The organism is Corynebacterium hylobatis, assembly GCF_003955685.1.
GTDB classification, from domain to species: Bacteria; Actinomycetota; Actinomycetes; order Mycobacteriales; family Mycobacteriaceae; genus Corynebacterium; species Corynebacterium hylobatis.
Map to the genome: position 1 here is coordinate 36,049 of NZ_RXHJ01000006.1, position 18,902 is coordinate 54,950.

Sequence of the window (18,902 nt, forward strand, 5' to 3'; positions counted from 1 at the left end):
TCAGACCCCCAGCGGCCGGTCCGTGGGCGCGACCACGGACGGCAGCGTGGTGGTGCCCATGAGGTCGGCGTCCACCGCCGCGGCGGCGGCCCTGCCCTCCGCGATGGCCCAGACGATGAGTGACTGGCCGCGGCCGTTGTCGCCGGCGACGTAGACGCCCGGCACGGTGGAGCGGTAGGAGCTGTCGCGGACGATGCGCCCACGCTCATTGATCTCCACGCCGAGTTCGGCGTGCAGCCCGCCGGGCTCCGAGCCGGTGAAACCCAGCGCGATGAGGACCAGGTCGGCCTCGACCTCGAAGTCGGTGCCGGCCACGGGCACGCGCCGGCCGGCGATGACCTCGACCTCGTCACCGCGGATCCGACTCACGTGGCCGTCCACCCCGGTGAAGGCGACGGTGTTCACGGAGAAGATGCGCCCGGCCAGCGGTGCCCCCACCTCGCGGTGAGCCAGGCCGAGGGCGACGATCTCGTCGGCGGATTCGTCGCCGGTGATGACGTACTCGCCCTCCTCATGCGCGGTGGCCTGCCGCCAGATCAGCGGCTGCATGGGCCAGGGAGTGCTCACGGCCCGCTCGTGGGGAGCCTTCGGCCGGATGTCGAACTGGGTGACGCTCGCCGCCCCCTGCCGCAGGGCGCTGCCGAAACAGTCGGTGCCGGTGTCGCCGCCGCCGATGATCACCACGCGTCGGCCGCGGGCGTTGATCGTCGGAGCCGAAGCCGAGGCGTGCGCCAGGAAGTCCATGGCGTGATGGATGCCGGTCAGCTCGCGGCCGGGGACGTCGAGCTCACGGGGGACGGGGGTGCCGGTGGCGAGGACGGTGGCGTCGAAAAGCGAGAGATCCGCGACGCCGGGGGAAAAGCCGGTGCGGAAGATGGTGCCTTCGGCACGCATCTGCTCGAGGCGGCGGTCGAGGAAGCGGGACTCGAGTTTGTACTCGGGCACGCCGTAGCGCATGAGGCCACCGGGCGCGGCGTCGCGTTCGAAGACGGTGACGTCGTGGCCGGCGCGGGTGAGCTGCTGTGCGGCGGCCAGGCCTGCGGGTCCACTGCCGACGACCGCGACGGTTTTCCCCGTGCGGGTGGCGGGTCGGACGGGGACGGCCCAGCCCTCGCGGAAGCCGTGTTCGGCGATGGCGAGTTCGATCTCGCGGATGGTCACGGCGTCGTCGTTGATGCCGAGCACGCACGCCCCCTCGCAGGGGGCGGGGCAGACACGGCCGGTGAACTCGGGGAAGTTGTTGGTGGCGTGGAGCCGGTCCCAGGCCTCCCGCCAGCGGTCGCGGCGCACGAGGTCGTTCCATTCGGGGATGATGTTGCCGAGCGGACAGCCGGCGTGGCAGAAGGGCACGCCGCAGTCCATGCAGCGGGCGGACTGTTCGCTGTGGTGGGCGGCGGGACCGTGGTCGTGGACCTCGCGCCAGTCGAGCAGGCGCAGCGGGACCGGGCGGTGGGCTGCTTCGCTGCGGGCGTGGTTGATGAAGCCGTGTGGATCAGCCATGGTGGACAGCCTCCCGGGTTGGGATGAGTATGCGTGGGTAGTCGCGCGGGATGATCTTGAGCAGGTCGCGGGCCTGCCAGGGGGTGGTGGAGCCGGTGAGCCGCCGGTGGCGGTCGATGAGGCGGTCGAGGAAGTCGAGGTCGTGTTCCGAGAGCTTCTCGACGTCCACGAGCCCCGGGTTGATCTTGCCCCTCAGGTCGCCGACGGGGGCGAGGTAGGCGATGCCACCGGACATGCCGGCGCCGAAGTTGTCGCCGACCTCGCCGAGGACGATCACGCGGCCGCCGGTCATGTATTCGCAGCCGTGGTTGCCGATGCCCTCGACGACCGCGGTGGCGCCGGAGTTGCGCACGCAGAAGCGTTCGCCGACCCCGCCGCGGATGAGGATCTCCCCGCTGGTGGCACCGAAACCGATGACGTTCCCGCCGATGATGTCGGGGTCCGCGCCCGCCAGCTGGGGTGGGGCCTGCGGATGCGGGCGGAGGATGACCCGGCCGCCGGACAGCCCCTTGGCCAGGAAGTCGTTGGCGTCGCCGACCAGGTCGAGGGTGAGTCCGGCGGGTAGGAAGGCACCGGCGGAGTTGCCGGCGGAGCCGGTGAGCCGGACGCGGACGGTGTCCTCCGGCAGGCCCGCTCCCCCGGTCAGGCGGGTGATGCGGGAGCCGGTCAGCGTGCCCACGGTCCGGTCGGTGTTGCGGACCGGGTAGGCCAGCTCGATGCGGGCACCACCGTCGAGGGCGGCGGAACGGATGGTGGGGGTGGCATCGGCGAGCAGGCGCTCATCGAGGACCCCGTCGAGCCCGGTCTCCTGCCGGGTGGTGCAACGCGGTTCCTGGCCCGGGAAGAAGGGGGAGGCGGCGGCGTGCAGGAGGGGTGTGAGGTCGAGCCGGGCGGCCCGCGGGTGGGCGGTGGTGAAGGCCGCGTCGGTGCGCTGGCGCAGGACCTGGGACTGGCCGACGGCCTCGTCGATGCTGCGGAAGCCCAGCGCTGCCAGGTGTTCGCGGACCTCCTCCGCGAGGAAGGTGAAGAAGTTGACCACATGCTCGGCACGGCCGCTGAATTTCGCCCGCAGGTCCGGATTCTGGGTGGCGATGCCCACCGGGCAGGTGTCGAGGTGGCAGACGCGCATCATGATGCAGCCCTCCACGACGAGCGGGGCGGTGGCGAAACCGAATTCCTCCGCGCCGAGCAGGGCGGCGACGACGACGTCGCGGCCGGTCTTGAGCTGGCCGTCGCACTGCACCCGGACGCGGTCGCGCAGCCCGCCCCGCAGGAGGGTCTGCTGGGTTTCGGCCAGACCGAGTTCCCAGGGACCACCGGCGTGCTTGAGGCTGGTCAGCGGAGAGGCACCGGTGCCGCCGTCGTGGCCGGAGATGAGGACGACGTCGGCGTGTGCCTTGGCCACCCCGGCAGCGACGGTGCCCACCCCCTGTTCGGCGACGAGTTTCACGTGGACCCGTGCCTGCGGGTTGGCGTTGCGCAGGTCGAAGATGAGCTGGGCAAGGTCCTCGATGGAGTAGATGTCGTGGTGCGGCGGCGGGGAGATCAGCCCGACCCCGGGCGTGGTGATGCGCACCTTCGCGATCCACGGGTAGACCTTCTCCGGCGGGAGCTGGCCACCCTCACCGGGCTTGGCGCCCTGGGCCATCTTGATCTGGATGTCGGTGCAGTTGTTCAGGTAGTGACTGGTCACACCGAAGCGTCCCGAGGCGACCTGCTTGATGGCGGAGCGCCGCCAGCTGCCGTCCGCATCGGGGTGGAAACGGTCGGGATCCTCGCCGCCCTCGCCGGAATTGGACATCCCGCCGAGCCGGTTCATGGCGATGGCCAGCGTCTCGTGCGCCTCGGCGGAGATGGAGCCGTAGGACATCGCGCCCGTCGAGAAGCGCTTCACGATCTCGCTGACCGGTTCGACCTCATCCAGCGGCACCGGCGGGCGGTCGGAGTGGAACTCGAGCATGCCGCGCAGGGTGGCCAGGCGGGTGGACTGCTCGTCGACGGCACGGGTGTAGTCGCGGAAGATCGAGTACTGGCCGGTGCGGGTGGCGTGCTGCAGCTTGAAGATGGTCTCCGGATTGAACAGGTGGTACTCCCCCTCCCGACGCCACCGGTACTCCCCGCCGGGGTCGCGCTCGGGACGGGTGGCCCCGGCCGGGTGGGGGTGGAAGGCGAAGCGGTGGCGGGCGGCGACGTCCGCGGCCAGTTCGTCCAGGCCCACGCCGGAGATGGGTGAGGGCAGGTGGCCGAAGAAGGCGTCGAGAAGTTCCTGGGACAGGCCGGTGACATCCGCCAGCTGCGCGCCGCGGTAGGAGGCGACGGTGGAGATACCCATCTTGGACATCACCTTGAGCACCCCGGTGGTGGCGGCGGTGACGTAGTTGGTGCAGGCGGCATCGAGGTCGAGTTCGCCCAGGCGCCCGGCCAGCCGCAGCTCATCGATGGTCTCGAAGGCCAGGTAGGGGTTGATGGCGTCGGCACCGAAGGCCAGCAGCATGGCCAGGTGGTGGACCTCGCGGGCGTCACCCGATTCCACGATGAGGGAGGCACGCAGGCGGGTGCGCTCGGTGACCAGGTGCTGGTGCACCGTGGAGGTGAGCAGCAGGGCGGGAATCGGGGCGAGCTCCTCGTCGGATTCGCGGTCGGAGAGCACGATGAGACCGGCGCCTTCGAGGATGGCAGCATCGACCTCGGCGAGAATGCGCTCGAGCGCCCGGCGCATCCCCTCCCCGCCCTGGGCCACGGGATAGAGCCCGGAGATGACCGCCGCGCGGAAGGAGGACCATTCCCCCTGGTCATCGGCGTGGACGAGGGTGGCGAAGTGATGGTTGTCCAGGACCGGGGTCTCCAGCCGGATGCGGCGGGCGGCCTCGGCGGAGGGATTGAGCACATCGGACTGCGCGCCCAGCAGCGTGATCATGGAGGTGACGGACTTCTCCCGGATGGCGTCCAACGGGGGGTTGGTCACCTGGGCGAAACGCTGGGCGAAGAAGTCGTAGAGCATCCGCGGGCGGGCCGAGAGCGCCGCGATGGGGGTGTCCGAACCCATGGAACCGATGGCCTCAGCAGCGTTGTGCGCCATCGGCTCGATGATGAGGTCGACGTCCTCCTCAGTGACACCGAAGACGCGCTGACGCAGCACCACCCGCTCATGCGGCATGTAGCGGTAGCGGGTCTGCGGCAGACCGGCCAGCGGGACGAAGTTCTCCGTGATCCACTTCCCGTAGGGGGCGGACGCTGCGAGTCCGGCCTTGATCTCGGCGTCCCCGACGATGCGGCCGGCGGCGGTGTCGACGAGGAACATCTTCCCCGGCTGCACCCGCGTGCGCTTGGCCACCCGCTCCGGTGCGATGTCCACGACACCGGCCTCGGAGGCCATGATGACGGTGTCATCCGTGGTGATCCACACGCGCCCGGGGCGCAGGCCGTTGCGGTCGAGGACGGCACCGATGAGGCGGCCGTCGGTGAAGGCGATGGCGGCCGGGCCGTCCCACGGCTCCATGAGGCAGGAGTGGTACTCGTAGAATTTGCGCAGCTCAGGATCGAGGGTGGGGTTGTGTTCCCAGGCCTGCGGCACCATCATCGCCACGGCGTGCGGCAGCGGGTAGCCGCCGAGGTGGAGCAGCTCCAGGGCCTCGTCGAAACGCGCGGTGTCCGAGCCCGAGGGCGTGCACACGGGCAGGATGCGTTCCAGGCTGCCGAGCTCCGGGGAGGTGATCAGCGCCTCGCGGGCCCGCATCCAGTTCTCGTTGCCGGTGACGGTGTTGATCTCCCCGTTGTGGGCGACCAGCCGGTAGGGGTGCGCCAGCGGCCAGGAGGGGAAGGTGTTGGTGGAGAAGCGCGAGTGCACCATGGCCAGCGCGGACTCCAGGCGCGGGTCGCGCAGGTCGGCGTAGAAGGCGGCCAGCTGCGGGGTGGTGAGCATGCCCTTGTAGATGATCGTGCGCGCGCTCAGGGAGGGGAAGTACACCCCGGGTAGTTCCCGCTCACAGCGCTTGCGGATGAAGAACATCACCCGGTCGAGTTCAATACCCGTCCGCTCCCCCGCGGCGAGGAAGATCTGGTGGAAGGAGGGCATCGCGGCCAGGGCCATCGAACCCAGGCCTGTCGGCTCGACCGGCACCTCGCGCCACCCGAGGACCTGCGCCCCCTCCTCCCGGGCGATGGCCCCGATGGCGTGCCGGGCGGCAGGGACGGCGGCGGCGTCGGCAGGCAGGAAGGCGATGCCGGTGGCGTAGGCCCCCGGCGCGGGCAGCTCGAAATCGACGACCGCGCGATAGAGGCCGTCGGGGATCTGCAGGAGGATGCCGGTGCCGTCCCCGGTGTTCTTCTCCGCGCCGGCGGCTCCGCGGTGGTCGATGTTGGCCAGGATCTGCAGGCCGTGGTCCACGATGCTTCTCGACGCCCGCCCGTGCAGGTCAGCGACAAATCCGACGCCGCAGGCGTCGTGTTCGTGGGCCGGGTTGTAGAGTCCCTGTCTGTGCATTTCTGCCTCCTCACGAGTTATCTGTCTGTCGATCTACAGAAAACTACATGTGAGCCTGTCGCGCAATAGTTAATGGAGCGGAAGTGGAAAATTTCACTGCACAGGATCCCGTGACCTGCGCCACATATTCGGCCATACTGGAGGGAAACGCGCAGCGCCAGGAGAGGAATACCGATGTCCTTCCGGGAAGCAATGGAGATCACCGGCCAACTTGTCGATGTCGCCGGCGTCGCCGCGATGGTGATCGGCATCGTCGTGGCGACACTGCTGGCCGGCGGAGCCCTGCTCCGCCGGCGCCGAGGCGAGGACGTCTACCACCGCTACCGGCAGCAGCTGGGCCGCTCCATCCTCCTCGGACTGGAGCTGCTCGTCGCCGCCGACATCATCCGCACCGTCGCGATCACCCCCACCTTCCAGTCGGTCGGCGTCCTGGGACTGATCGTGATCATCCGGACCTTCCTCAGCTTCTCCCTGGAGCTGGAGGTCACCGGCCGTTGGCCGTGGCAGAAGGAGGAAAAACCCGCCACCGCCTGAGGTGGGCGCACATTCAGTCCGGCAGGTTCGGCTGGAATTCCAGCCCCTCCGCCGCCGCGATCCGGACCGGAGTATCGGCGGTTTCCGTGTGGACCACCCCCTCGTCGCGCAGCTGCGCAACCACCTCATCCACCGCGCCCAGGTGTTCGCGCCAGCCTTCCCCACCGACCACCCGGGCGACATCATCCGTTACGAAAGCACCCTCCCCCCGGGCACGGGCGAGCGTCCTCACGGTCGCCGCGATACGCTGCCGCCGCCCCTCCGCGGTGGGCTCCCACCAGGGGTCACCACGCTCCCCGAGCGACACCTTCGCGTCATGGACCATCACCCGGGCGGCGTCCCCGTGGGTGCGGACCATCCGCCGTCCCGTCATGAGCGCGGCGACGAGTTCAGCGCGCAGCGGCTCCGGGATCGACGGGTCCGCGGCCCGCCACCGCCGCCCCTTGACCACAATGTAGCGGCCGTCCGGGGTGTGTTCCACATTCCCACTGCTCATGCCTGCTCCAGCTGCCCCACCGAGGTGATCGGCACCGGGGTGTACCCGTAGGAGTTGTCGTCCCTGGCTTCCCTGTTGGCGGTGATCCACACCCAGACGAACAGCGGGTACACCACCAGGGCGACGGCGATGTAGTTGACCACCCTCATCCAGTACTCGGCGGGCAGCAGGTTCCAGGCGAAGTGCAGGCCGAAGGCCACCAGCAGCCAGACTCCGGCGGTGCACAGGCGCCAGGCGCGGGACCGGTCGGCGGTGAACAGGGCCAGGCCGAGACCCCAGCCGGCCAGGGCGGAGAAGATGATGTGCAGACCGGGGCCGAGGAAGATACGCGCGGCCCAGACCGCCAGGGCGCCGGCCAGATCCGTGTTGGGGTCCAGCAGCGAGCCGAAAGCCCCGTACATGGCGTTCTCGGTGACCTCGAAACCCAGGCCGACCACCGCCCCCGTCATCAGACCGTGCCAGGGCCGGTTGAGGGCCCGGAAACTGAAGAGGATGACGCCGATGCCGAGGACCTTGGCTATCTCCTCCGGATAGGCCCCGCCGAGGGAGGCGACGATCAGCTGCAGACCGAGCCGGTCGGCGATCTCCAGGATGGGCAGACCGCCGAGTGTGACCAGCAGGAAACTCACCCCGCCGCCCCACAGCAGGCTGGCGGCCACCCACAGCCAGCCCGCCCCGGCGCGGTCCGGCCACATCGGGGAGCGGCTGAGCAGCCACAGCACGAGGGTCACGTAGAGCACCGAGAACAGCGTGCTCAGGGTGGCGCCGACCGGGGAGACGAGGAAGTTCACGCCGGAGAAGTAGAGGAAGACGGGGGTGCCCAGGATGCTCAGGAGGAGCAGGGAGATACGGAATCTGCGGCTCATGAGGCGCTCACCTGCACCAGCTCGCGGGGGAGGATCAGTTCCCGGTGGTCCTGGAGGAGGGGCGTGGCGATGGCCTCCTTGACTATCTCGGGCAGGCCCTGCCCCGTGAAACCCTCCCACACCATGTCGGCGATGGGGACGATCTGGTCGCCGGGGCCGGTGAGCACGGCCACCATGGCCAGGCCCTCATTCTCCCCGCTGCCTTCCAGGGACATGCCGACGGTGTTGGCGCGCTCGTCGATAAGCATGCGGGCCTGCCCCTCCCGGAGGATCTCCGCGCCTTCCGGCGGGGGGACGATGAGGGCGCGCATCATGCGCCGCAGGGTGCGATCGGGTTCAGTTCCCCCCTCCGCAATCATCGTCTGCACGGAGACGGACCCGCAGGTCCAGCCACCCGCCATGGCACCGGCGTCGGGCCGGCACGTCAGATCCAGCGGGATCGACCAGCTGTAGCCGACCATTCCGAGGCGGACATCCGAGACGACGGACCGCGTCGGCGTGACCGGAAGCAGCACGGTGGGCAGCAGCAGTATGACGGTGGTGATCCCGAACAGCGACCACCACCACCTGTGGTCCGCGGCCGGCTGGAGACGATAGGAACTCATGACTCACAGACTAACGGGGTCCGGCTCACCTAGAGTTGACGGTATGAATGACCTCTACGCCTATGTCAACGGCCCCTGGCTCGCCACCCACGTGATTCCGGACGACCGCGGCGTCGACGGCACCTTCCACAAGCTCCGCGATCAGGCCGAGATCGACGTCCGCGAGATCGTCGAGACCGACACCGGCCGCGCCGGCACCCTCTTCAACTCCTTCATGGACGTCGAGGGCGTCAACGCCGCCGGCATGCGTCCCCTCGACGCGGACCTGGACCTGCTCAGCGTCGCCGATGCGAAGGAATTCGCCGGTCGCCTCGGTGAACTCGAGCGTATCGGTGTCGCTTCCCCGCTCACTTTCTGGGTGGAGAAGGACTCCAACTCGGAGGACGCGCTGGCCTACCTGATCCAGTCCGGCCTCGGCCTCCCCGACGAGGCCTATTACCGCGAACCGCAGCACGCCGAGACGCTCGCCGCTTACCGGCGGCACGTCACCGAGATGCTGCAGTTCCTCGACCCCGCCCGCCTCTTCGGGCTGACCCCGGAGATCGCGACCGAGCGGATCGTGGCCCTGGAGACGGAGATCGCCGCCGGCCACTGGGATGTGGTGGCCACCCGCGACGCTGTGAAGACCTACAACCCGACCGAGTTCCAGGCACTGCCCCGGGCCATCCGGACCCTGCTCATCGGCACCGGCCTGCCCGAGCAGCGCCTCGTGTCGATGATGCCCTCCTACGTCGACCACCTCGCCGGACTGCTCACCGACGACCGGCTGGCCGACTGGCAGCTCTGGGCCACCTGGCACATCCTGCGCTCCCGCGCCAGGGTGCTGCCCGAGGAGGTCGGGGCGAAGAACTTCGAGTTCTACGGCACACGGCTGTCCGGTGCGACGCAGCAGCGCGACCGCTGGAAGCGTGGCGTCGGCATCGTCGAATCCCTGGTGGGCCAGGAGATCGGCAAGGTCTTCGTTGACCAGCACTTCCCACCGAGCTCCAAGGAGGAGATGCTCGAGCTCGTCGACTACCTCGTGGAGGCCTACCGGGAGCGCATCAACCAGCTGCCGTGGATGACCGGGGAGACCCAGGGACGTGCCCTGGAGAAGCTGGACCAGTTCAAGGCGAAGATCGGCTACCCCGATGTGTGGCGCTCCTACGAGGGCCTGTCCTTCGGGTCGGACGGCGGCTCCCTGCTGGAGAATATGCGCGCCGCCTCCTCCTTCCTGCAGGACTACGAGCTGAACAAGATCGGCAAACCGGCGGACCGGGAGGAGTGGTTCACCACCCCGCAGACCGTCAACGCCTTCTACAACCCGGTGGTCAACGACATCACCTTCCCCGCCGCCATCCTGCGCCGGCCCTTCTACTCCCCCGACATGGACGCCGCGGAGAATTTCGGCGCCATCGGCGCGGTCATCGGCCACGAGATCGGCCACGGCTTCGACGACCAGGGCTCGCAGTATGACGGCCACGGCAACCTGCGTTCCTGGTGGACCGAGGCGGACCGGGCGGCCTTCACCAAGCTGACCGATAAACTCGTCGCCCAGTTCAACGGCCTGGTCCCCACCGTGCTGCGCGAGGCGGGCATTGAGTCCGAGGGCGTCAACGGTGAGTTCACCCTCGGCGAGAACATCGGTGACCTCGGCGGACTGGGTATCGCCGTGGTGGCCTACCGCCGTTACCTCGAGGAACGTGGACTGACCTACGAGACCTCCCCGGTCCTGCCCTTCGAGGTCGAGGACGCTGATCCGGGTCTCGCCGGCCGCGAGTTCAACGGCCTGCAGCGGCTGTTCCTGTCCTGGGCGCGGGTCTGGCGCACCGCCATCCGCCCGCAGCAGTCGCAGCAGTACCTGGCGATTGACCCCCACTCCCCCGCCGAGTTCCGCTGCAACGTCATCGCCGCGAACATCGACGAGTTCTATGAGGCCTTCCCGGAGATCACCGCGGACTCCCCCATGTGGATCGCCCCGGAAGAGCGCGTCACCATCTGGTAGGTTTCTGGCCCTGAAAACACGGAGGGCACCGGGTCTCTACCCGGTGCCCTCAGCGTTCACTCAAGGTTCACTGCTTGGCGATGCCGTAGGAATCGCGCAGCGTGACGGTACGCTCACCGCCGTTGTGCAGATCGCCCTCCACGACGTAGAACTCGATCTTGAAGGTGTCCTCGTCGAAGGTGTAGATGGCGAAGGTCTGGGTCTCCGACTGGCGGTAGTTGTCGTGCCTGTGCTCGAACTTCGGGGAGTCCTCCGGCTGCTCCGCGATGTCGAAGAGGCCGTTCCAGAGCTCGGTGTCCTCCTCGGTCATCCAGTCCAGACGGGGGCGGACCTTGGCGACGTGCTCGGCACCCTTCTGGTAGATCGCGTCGTAGGTCTTGGTCCCGGAGGTGTTCGGGATGACGTAGGTGACGCCCTCCGGGTTGACGTGGTACTCGACGCCGTCGATCTCGGTCTTCCGGGTCTCCTCGACCTCGCCGTAGGCGAAGTTGTCGGGGGTGTAGAGCAGGGACTTGGTACGGGTCAGGTTGTGGTCGTGGCCCTGCAGGACGAGGTCTACGCCGAGTTCGTCCGCGATCTGGACGAACTCCTCGCGGGTGACCTGGACGTCGGTGTCCTGGAGTGCGTGGTAGGAGGCGGAGTAGACCGGCTTGTGGTACATCAGCACGATCCAGTTGGCGCCGTTATCGCGCGCCTGCTGGATGTCGGCCCTCGCCCACTCCATCTGCTCGGCGCCGATGGCACCCTGCTCCGGGTTGTCCGCGGATTCCTTGTTGTCGTTGGTGTTGAGGACGACGAAATGGGCACCGGAGTGGTCGAAGGAGTAGTAGGAACCACCGTTGACGGCACCGTTGGTCACGGGCACGTTGGTGTGCTCGTTGAATGCGCTCTCATCCACGGCATCGGACTCACGGATGTAGTTCAGGTTGTACTCGTCGTGGTTGCCGGGGGTGTAGGCGTGGGGCAGGTTCATCTTCGACTCACGCGACATATCGAGGTTGTCCACCCACTCGTCCTCGACCTGGGCGATCTCCACGAAGTCACCGGTGTGGACGGCGAATTCCGCATCCGGTGCGGTCTCCCTGGCCAGTTCCAGGGTGTTGGCGCCGTAGGCCGCCTCATTGTTGACGTTGGCGTTCCAGTAGGCGTTCTGGGTGTCGGTGTAGTGGATGAACTGGGTCGGCGACACGCCCTCGGTGGCGGTCCGGAAGGAACCGGTCTCGGAGAAACCCTCCGATTCGGATCCCAGCTGGAAGTAGTACTGCGTGTCCGGCTCCAGGCCGCTGGCGGTGGCCTTGTGGGAGTGCTCGGCGACCTCCTGCAGCGCCAGGTAGCCGAGACCGTCGCCGTCCGCGGTCCACTCGGTGTTCTCCCGGGTGATCTGCTCATCGGTGAAATAGCCGAGGACCTCCTCCGGTGCACCGTTCTCATCGACGAGGAAGTCGCCCTCATCATCGGTGGTGACCGATGCGTAGATGTAGTAGCCCTCGGCGTCGCGTTCGGCGTACTCGGAGACGACCTCCGACACGTCGGCAGGGAACTCCACGGCGTCCGCCATGTCCTCGCTGGTGGAGACGCGGACAACGGAGTCGGTGAGGTTGTCGGTGGTGTACCAGTTGAAGGACATCGCGGTGGCGGGGTCCTCCGGCAGGTTCATCGCGATGCGGTTGGGCTCGTTGCTGGCCGGGACGGGAGCCACATCCGGCTTGGCATCCTGCAGCTCGATCAGGTCGAGGCCGTTTGTCTCGCCGTACACCGGATCGACATCTGCGGTGGCCGTCTGGGCGGCAGGCGAGGTCTCCTGTCCCCCGTCAGTTCCTGTGCAGCCGACCAGGACGAGCGCGGAGACCGACACCGCCGTGAATTTTTTGAGTGTGTTGGACCAGTGTGCCACGAGAGTTTTCCTTTTCCCTCAGTTTCTACAGACCCATAGAATCTACGATTATGAAGTGACCAAATAGTTAGATCAACCTATAAACGAGATGAACTCTGGGTGAGCAGGCGGTTTCCGGAAAAGAAAACAGCGGATCCCCTCAGGGGACGGACGTGGGCTCGGTTCAGTCGCGGATGCTGAGTTCGGCAACCACGACGCGTTTCTCCGGCAGGGCCGGCAGCCAGCCGATCAGGTGCAGGCGCGCGGTGTCGGCGCTGGTACCGCCGGTGTTCATGCGGCGCAGCAGGTGCGGCATGCGCAGCTGGAAGGAACGCACCCGGCCGTCGAGGTTGACGGTGCCCACGGCACGCTGGCGGGTGACCTCATAGAACTCCACGTCGCCGACGTCGACCTTGCCTTCCTCGCCGGAACCCCGCAGATCCAGCACGGCGGGCACCCCGTCGGAACGGGTCGCCCCGTCATCGCCCTCGAGGATGGTGCGGATGAACTGGGCCACGGCCACCGGATCCCCCAGTGCGTTGGATACCCAGCGGTGGCCGAGGACGCTGTGGTCCATCTCGGTGAGGGTGTGCTCCGGGTTGATCTCGGAGGGACGATAGGTCACGGGGAGCTGCACAGTGCGGCCGTCGATGTCCGCACCGACGAGGACCTCGATCCCGACGACGTCATCGGGGTCGACCAGACGGCAGGAACCGAGGAGGGTGACAATACCTGCGTGACGGGCTGCGATATCTTCCTTGGAAGGGCTGAGTTCTGCGTCATAAATGTGTGCTACACCGCTCATGGTCATGCTCCTGCCTGGATGTCTTCTGTCGTGATTCCCAGCGTAGCCGCATTGAACCGTGAACGTGGGCCGTCCGCGGCAACTAGGCTGGTCGCCATGACTGACACCCCCGCACACAATGCCAGAACTCCCGAGGAGCTGCAGGAGGAGCAGTTCCGTGCAGAGTTCCAGGTAGGCGGCGTCGACAGGCAGCTCTCCGCGGAGGAGCAGCTCGCCCAGCTGGCCTCCTACATCGACGTCCACTACGAGCTGCCCGACTTCACCCCGCCGTGGAAGGGCGGGGTGGGGGATCCGGACCCGGCGGACAACTACATCGCGCGTCTGCCGGACCGGATCACCCACACGGCGATGCTCATGCTCGGTTCGGGTCTCGACCACTCCATGCCGGGTGTGGTGTGGGCCGAGGGCGTCGAGGTGGAGGAGGTCCCGGAGGTCGGCGGCCGCCTGTTCACCCCGAGCCAGCCCACCGGCGCGTGGGCCCTCAGTCTCCACTCGGGTGGTTGGTGGCGGGGTTCGGGCAACGCCCTGGAGATCGCGTGGCGTCCCGAGGTGGCCGCAGCCGCGCAGCGCTCCGGCACGATCATCCTGGACCTGGATTATCCGTTGGCCCCGCAGAGCACGGTCGCGGAGATGAACGCCATGGTGCGCACGGCCGCGGGTGTCGCGCAGCACCACAACGCGACCTCGCTGACGGGTTGGGGCTATTCCTCCGGGGCGGCGCTGGCCGCCATGAACGCCCCGCTTTTCGACGCCCTCGTGCTCACCTTCCCCGACCTCGGCAGCGTCGCAGGTCTGCCCGCGGAGGTCCTGGCGGAGCAGGCGGTGCCCGAGCCCGCCACCTGGCCGCGCACGCTGCTGCAGGTGGCGCTGCAGGACGAGATCGCGCAGCGCCCCACCGGCCTGGAGCAGGTCGCCGACCTCACTGTCCGGGAGTACGTCTCCCGCCACCGCATCTCCACACCGGAGGTGGCCCGCCAACGGGTCGCAGACGTCGCGGACTTCCTGCGCGCTCAGTCCTCGAGGTAGTCCAGGCGCAGGTCTCGACCGCGTTCGGCCATCTTCTCCCGCGCGGCCTCCCGCTGGCGGGTACGGCGGATGGAACGCGGCGGCAGCTGGAGCTGCCGTTCCGCCCGCACCCCGGCCTTCAGCTGGTGGACGCGTTCGATCTCCGCATCGATCTTCACACCGAGGATGAGGAAGATATTCGCACCCCACAGCGCGAACATGAGGGCCAGCACACTACCGATCGCCCCGTAGGAGCCCAGGGCGGGGAAATAATTCAGGTAGATCCAGAAGCCCACGCTGACCAGCGCAATCCCGATGAGTGCGCTGCAGGCTCCGATGCTGAGCCACCGGAAGCGGGCCTGCCGGACGTTGGGGGTGACGTAGTACAGCACGGCCAGCAGCAGGGCGGACAGGGCGAAGATGATCGGCCACTTCAGCCACCGCCACACCGGCAGGAACACCCCCAGCAGGTAGTCGAGGACCCGGGACAGGCCCAGGGGTTCGGCGATGAGCCCCAGGGTGGCGTTGACCACCGTCTCGTTGAGCATCACTGAGGCGAGGATGAGCACCATGCCGACCACCATGAACAGGGTGGTGCCCAGCATCGTCGCCAGCTTGGCGATCATCGGCCGTCCCTCCGTCTGCTCGTAGACGGTGTTGGCGCAGCGGGAGAAGGCGCGCACATAGGCCGAGGCCGACCACAGGGCCACGACCGTGCCCACGATGAGGCCGACGATGCCGCCGGTGGAGGAACCGATGACCGTATTGACCAGATCCGTGACCGCCGCCCGGTACTCCTCCGGGATGTAGGTGGTGATGAAGTCTGCGGTCAGCTCGGAAACCAGCGCCGCGTTATTCGCCAGGACGATGGTGGCGATGGAGTAGATGGCCAGGATCGTCGGCGCCACCGCGAGCAGAGTGAAGAAGGTGAGCTTGGCGGCCATGTCGATGACACCCAGGAGGAAGAATTCCCGGACCACACGTCTGAGTACGTAGCGGGCTCCACGGGCATCCAGACGCAGCAACCTCGGCTCCTCCACTGCGTCCCTAGAAGGTGGCCGCGTCGATGACGAAGCGGTAGCGGACGTCCGAGGCGACCGTGCGGTCATAGGCCTGGTTGATCTGCTCCGCGTCGATGAGCTCGATCTCGGCGGTCACACCATGTTCCGCGCAGAAGTCGAGCATCTCCTGGGTTTCGCGGATCCCGCCAACCAGCGAACCAGACAGCGAACGGCGCCGCGTCGTGAGCATACGGGTCGGGGTCTGCAGCGGCAGGCCGGGCAGGCCGAGCTGGACCAGCGCACCGTCGAAACGCAGCAGGCCCAGGTAGGCCGAGGTGTCCAGATCGACGGAGACGGTGTTGAGGATCAGGTCGAAGTAGTTGTGCAGGTCCTCCGGCAGACCAACCGCGGTGGAGACGTGGCGGGCGGCACCGAAACGCAGGGCATCGTCACGCTTGGCGGTGGAATGGGAGAGGACGGTGACCTCCGCGCCCATGGCCGCGGCGATCTTCACACCGACGTGCCCGAGACCACCCATGCCGATGATCGCGACACGCTTACCCGGGCCCGCGCCCCAGTGCCGCAGCGGCGAGTAGGTGGTGATGCCCGCGCACAGCAGCGGGGCAGCCGCCGCCGGATCCAGGCCCGGCGGGACCGCCACGACGAAGGACTCACGCACCACGATGGCCTGCGAATACCCGCCCTGGGTCAACTCGCCACCATCGTAGGCGCCGTAGGTGAGCACCGGGCCCTGCTCACAGTAGGAGACCTCCCCCAGCTCACACGGGTGGCACTGCCCGCAGGAGTTGACGAAACAGCCCACCCCGACCCGGTCACCTGGACGGTAATTGAGCACCTTGTCGCCGACCTGCTCGACGATGCCGACGATCTCATGGCCGGGCACCAGCGGGTACTCGCGTTCGCCCCAGTCACCCCGCATCGTGTGGATGTCGGAATGGCAGATGCCGGCGAACTCGATTCGGATGAGGACGTCATCCTCCCGCAGGGGACGGCGCGTGATGGTCACCGGCTCCAGCGGCTGCGAAAAACCCGGGGTGCCCCAGGCGCGGACGGTCAGATCAGTCATGCAGCCAGGGTAAGTGTTCAGGCGCGGTCCCGCACGATCTTCTGCGGCCAGGCCGGACCCGGGCCTGTTCCCTCCCGGATCGGCCGGTGCACTGCGAGGGTGAAGTCCGGATGCCGTCCCTCCGCCCGGCCGGTGACCGCCAGATCGCGGGCCAGCTCGCCGATCACGGGGGCGAGCTTGAAGCCGTGGCCCGACAGTCCGGAGACCACCACGACGTTGCCCACCCTGTCGATGATCGGGTCGCGGCTGGCGGTGAAGGTGTCGAAGTGGACGGAGAAGCGGTTCGGCTCCGGCTGCACGCCGGGGAAGAGCCTGGACACCTGCGAACCGAAGTCGGAGACCTCGTCAGGATCGAGGTGGAGGTCGGCCTGTTCCACCCTCTCGGTATCGGGGGTCCCCCACCGGTCCATGGCCGCGATCTTGACGCTGTAACCGTCCACGCAGGGGGCCCCGAAAATGTGGAAGCCGTCGCGATCGCGGATGAAGCAGGGCAGGTGGGCCGGTTCGAAGTCCGAGGAGATCCGGGGCAGAAACCAGGTGAGCACCATCTTCCGCACCTCAACCAGGTCGGCGATCTGCGGGAACAGTCCCGTCACCCAGCTGCCGGCGGTGACGATCACCCGGTCGACGGTGATCTCCCGTCTGGCGGTGGTCACGATCACCCCCTCCCCCGTATCGGAGATATCCAGGACGGGTTCGTGGTCGTGGACCGCCGCGCCGTTCTTCTGAGCCTGTTCAACGGCGCTGAGCACCGCCAGCTCCGGGCGCAGCGCGCCACCGAGTTCGTCGAAGACCCCGGCCTCATCCTCCCGGAAATCCAGACCCGGGTAACGGTGGCGGAGCTGCTCGACATCCAGCCGTTGATGGGGAAGATCGTGCGTGGTCACCGATGCCAACAGCCGCTGGAAGGGGGCCGAATCCTCACGGCCGACGGTGAGCACCCCATAAGGGTGGAACAGTTCACGGCCCACGGCCTGACCGAGCTGACGCCACAGCTCCCGGGCGCGTTGGAGAAGGGGGACGTACTTCGCACCCTCGTGATAGGCGGTGCGGAACAACCTGGTCTCACCGGTGAATGCCCCGTAGCCGTGGCCGAGTCCGAACTGCTCCAGACCGATGACCTCGACGCCCGGGGACCGGCTGAGCTGCCACAGGGCCATGGACCCGGTGGTTCCCAGACCAATGACTGCTACGCGAAGTGGGGGCATGAGATTACCTCGATTCCACCGCGAGCGTAGCAGCGCTGCCCGGAGTCATCCAGGGTTCAGGAGAACTCCCAGCGACAGGCCCCCAGGACCACCCGGCCGTCGCGGTGCGGGATGCCCTCCGCATCCCAGAACCGGGACGCCTGCGCGGCAACGGCGGAGGTGCCGTCGGCGCGGACCACCCGCCACCAGCAGGTCAGGTGACCGACGCGGGCCAGGATCCGGCCCACCTGCCGGGGACCGGTGCCAGCCCGGGCGGCGACGTCACCGTAGCTGACCACCCTGCCGGCGGGCACCCGGTCAACCAGATCGAGGATGCGTGAGCTCAGTTCGTCGAGCTCCATGACCCCGCTCAGAGCTCAAGGCCCCCCAGCAGATCCGTCTCGTGGAGCTCCTCCTCGACCGGTTCATCGACCTCACAGAGCACGACCACCGCACCGGTGGAATCCGCGATCCGGCACAGGCGGCCGAACTCCGAGTCCCAGGGCCGGGTGATGATCTCGCCGCCGAGGTCCGGGATGCGGGCCACGGCGGCGTCGATATCCGCCACCCCCAGGTAGGACTGCCAGAAGCTGGGGACCTGCGGCGGGAAGACACCTTCTGCCTTCCAGATACCCGCGAAGGGGGCACCCTCCGCCACGGCGGTGGTGTAGGTGAAGTCCTCACCGGCCTCCATCGCGATCAGCTCCCAGTCGAGCAGACCATGGTAGAAATCCACCGCCTCCCTGAAACCGGCCGTGGCGGTCAGCTCATGCCACACCGGGGTGCCCGGCTCGCCGGCGGCGACGAAGGCATCCTCCCCGGCGGGCTCGATGAGTCCGAACATGGCGCCGGCGGCGTCGACAAGCACGGCCATCCGGCCCAGGCTGACCTCCGTCGGCTCACTGAGCACCCGGCCACCCAGACGCTTGACCTGCGCGACCTGGCCATCAATGTCATCAGCGAGGAAATAGGTCACCCATGTGTCCGGGAACGCACCCCCACCCTCCGGCTGCGGAATGAAACCCGCGACGGGCAGACCCTGGACGCGCGCCAGGCGGTAGCCGTCACCCTCGATCTCCCAGCCGAGGAGCTCAGAATAAAAATGCGCGGACTTCCGCACGTCAGAGGTGGTCAGGTCGATCCAGTACGGCATGCCGCCGACGGCCTCGAAAGCTGGCATCTAGAGGTTTCTCCACTTCTCAGGATCAAAATCATCATCGGCGGTGGCCTCGTCGAAGTAATCGTCCTCGTCCTCGGCCGCCGACGTCACACGGGCACACGCCTCCCCGATGCACACGAGATCCCCGTGGTGCAGCGTCCGCCCCCGGCGGGTATCCACCTCACCGTTGACGGTCACCTCGCCTTCGGCGATGAGCTCCTTGGCCTCACCACCGGTGGCCACCAGGCCGGCAAGCTTGATGAACTGGCCGAGCTTGATCGACTCATCACGGATCGCAACATCATGGGCGTGCATGG

General features: G+C 67.9%; 16 protein-coding genes. 3 read left to right on the forward strand and 13 right to left on the reverse strand.

From position 1 onward, the window contains the following. Positions 1-1,500: a glutamate synthase subunit beta gene (locus tag EAH68_RS05900; RefSeq protein WP_126120403.1), complete on the reverse strand. Its 1,500-nt coding sequence runs from the start codon at positions 1,498-1,500 to the stop codon at positions 1-3. Continuing rightward, positions 1,493-5,983 carry a glutamate synthase large subunit gene (gene gltB / locus EAH68_RS05905; RefSeq protein ID WP_126120404.1) on the reverse strand — a complete coding sequence of 1,497 codons (4,491 nt, stop codon included), beginning with the start codon at positions 5,981-5,983 and terminating at the stop codon, positions 1,493-1,495. The genes EAH68_RS05900 and gltB overlap by 8 nt, the downstream gene beginning before the upstream one ends. Positions 5,984-6,157: 174 nt before the next feature. Here gltB and EAH68_RS05910 point away from each other — a divergent pair, with 174 nt between their 5' ends. After that, entirely contained in the window at positions 6,158-6,517 is a 360-nt protein-coding gene (locus tag EAH68_RS05910) for a DUF1622 domain-containing protein (RefSeq protein ID WP_126120405.1), read from the forward strand. 13 nt (positions 6,518-6,530) lie between these two features. On the opposite strand, the gene EAH68_RS05915 is transcribed toward EAH68_RS05910, so the two are convergent. The 3 genes from EAH68_RS05915 to EAH68_RS05925 are packed head-to-tail and all read right to left on the reverse strand — an operon-like array spanning position 6,531 to position 8,484. After that, entirely contained in the window at positions 6,531-7,013 is a 483-nt protein-coding gene (locus tag EAH68_RS05915) for a DUF3253 domain-containing protein (RefSeq protein WP_126120406.1), read from the reverse strand. Beyond that, entirely contained in the window at positions 7,010-7,879 is an 870-nt protein-coding gene (locus tag EAH68_RS05920; protein ID WP_126120407.1) for a PrsW family intramembrane metalloprotease, read from the reverse strand. The genes EAH68_RS05915 and EAH68_RS05920 overlap by 4 nt, the downstream gene beginning before the upstream one ends. Continuing rightward, positions 7,876-8,484: a hypothetical protein gene (locus EAH68_RS05925; RefSeq protein ID WP_126120408.1), complete on the reverse strand. Its 609-nt coding sequence runs from the start codon at positions 8,482-8,484 to the stop codon at positions 7,876-7,878. The genes EAH68_RS05920 and EAH68_RS05925 overlap by 4 nt, the downstream gene beginning before the upstream one ends. Positions 8,485-8,527: 43 nt before the next feature. Here EAH68_RS05925 and EAH68_RS05930 point away from each other — a divergent pair, with 43 nt between their 5' ends. Further along, positions 8,528-10,468, forward strand: coding sequence for a M13 family metallopeptidase (locus tag EAH68_RS05930; protein WP_126120409.1), 1,941 nt, complete (start codon positions 8,528-8,530; stop codon positions 10,466-10,468). Between the two features lie 67 nt (positions 10,469-10,535). Here the strand turns inward: EAH68_RS05930 and EAH68_RS05935 are convergent, their stop codons facing one another. Beyond that, positions 10,536-12,362 (reverse strand): purple acid phosphatase family protein, encoded by a 1,827-nt coding sequence (locus tag EAH68_RS05935; RefSeq protein ID WP_126120410.1) that lies wholly within the window; start codon positions 12,360-12,362, stop codon positions 10,536-10,538. Positions 12,363-12,525: 163 nt separating this feature from the next. Then, positions 12,526-13,146, reverse strand: a complete 621-nt coding sequence (locus tag EAH68_RS05940) for a CG0192 family protein (protein WP_126120411.1) — start codon at positions 13,144-13,146, stop codon at positions 12,526-12,528. Between the two features lie 96 nt (positions 13,147-13,242). Between EAH68_RS05940 and EAH68_RS05945 the strand changes: the two genes are divergently transcribed. Next, on the forward strand, positions 13,243-14,172 hold the full coding sequence (locus EAH68_RS05945) for an alpha/beta hydrolase family protein (RefSeq protein ID WP_126120412.1): 930 nt from the start codon (positions 13,243-13,245) through the stop codon (positions 14,170-14,172). Here EAH68_RS05945 and EAH68_RS05950 read toward each other — a convergent pair. Genes EAH68_RS05950 through EAH68_RS05975 form a run of 6 tightly spaced genes read right to left on the reverse strand, consistent with a single transcriptional unit; the run spans position 14,157 to position 18,900 of the window. Next, positions 14,157-15,176: a YihY/virulence factor BrkB family protein gene (locus EAH68_RS05950; RefSeq protein ID WP_164546413.1), complete on the reverse strand. Its 1,020-nt coding sequence runs from the start codon at positions 15,174-15,176 to the stop codon at positions 14,157-14,159. The two genes, EAH68_RS05945 and EAH68_RS05950, sit on opposite strands and share 16 nt — an antisense overlap. Before the next feature lie 22 nt (positions 15,177-15,198). Continuing rightward, entirely contained in the window at positions 15,199-16,239 is a 1,041-nt protein-coding gene (locus tag EAH68_RS05955) for an NAD(P)-dependent alcohol dehydrogenase (RefSeq protein ID WP_126120414.1), read from the reverse strand. 17 nt (positions 16,240-16,256) lie between these two features. Next, positions 16,257-17,447 carry an N-methyl-L-tryptophan oxidase gene (solA, locus tag EAH68_RS05960; RefSeq protein WP_126120415.1) on the reverse strand — a complete coding sequence of 397 codons (1,191 nt, stop codon included), beginning with the start codon at positions 17,445-17,447 and terminating at the stop codon, positions 16,257-16,259. Positions 17,448-17,503: 56 nt separating this feature from the next. Continuing rightward, a complete protein-coding gene (locus EAH68_RS05965; protein ID WP_126120416.1) occupies positions 17,504-17,788 on the reverse strand; it encodes an MGMT family protein in 285 nt (94 codons plus the stop codon). Between the two features lie 8 nt (positions 17,789-17,796). Beyond that, a complete protein-coding gene (locus tag EAH68_RS05970; protein ID WP_126120417.1) occupies positions 17,797-18,606 on the reverse strand; it encodes a VOC family protein in 810 nt (269 codons plus the stop codon). Then, positions 18,607-18,900: an RNA-binding S4 domain-containing protein gene (locus EAH68_RS05975; RefSeq protein WP_126120418.1), complete on the reverse strand. Its 294-nt coding sequence runs from the start codon at positions 18,898-18,900 to the stop codon at positions 18,607-18,609. Positions 18,901-18,902 lie beyond the last annotated feature (2 nt).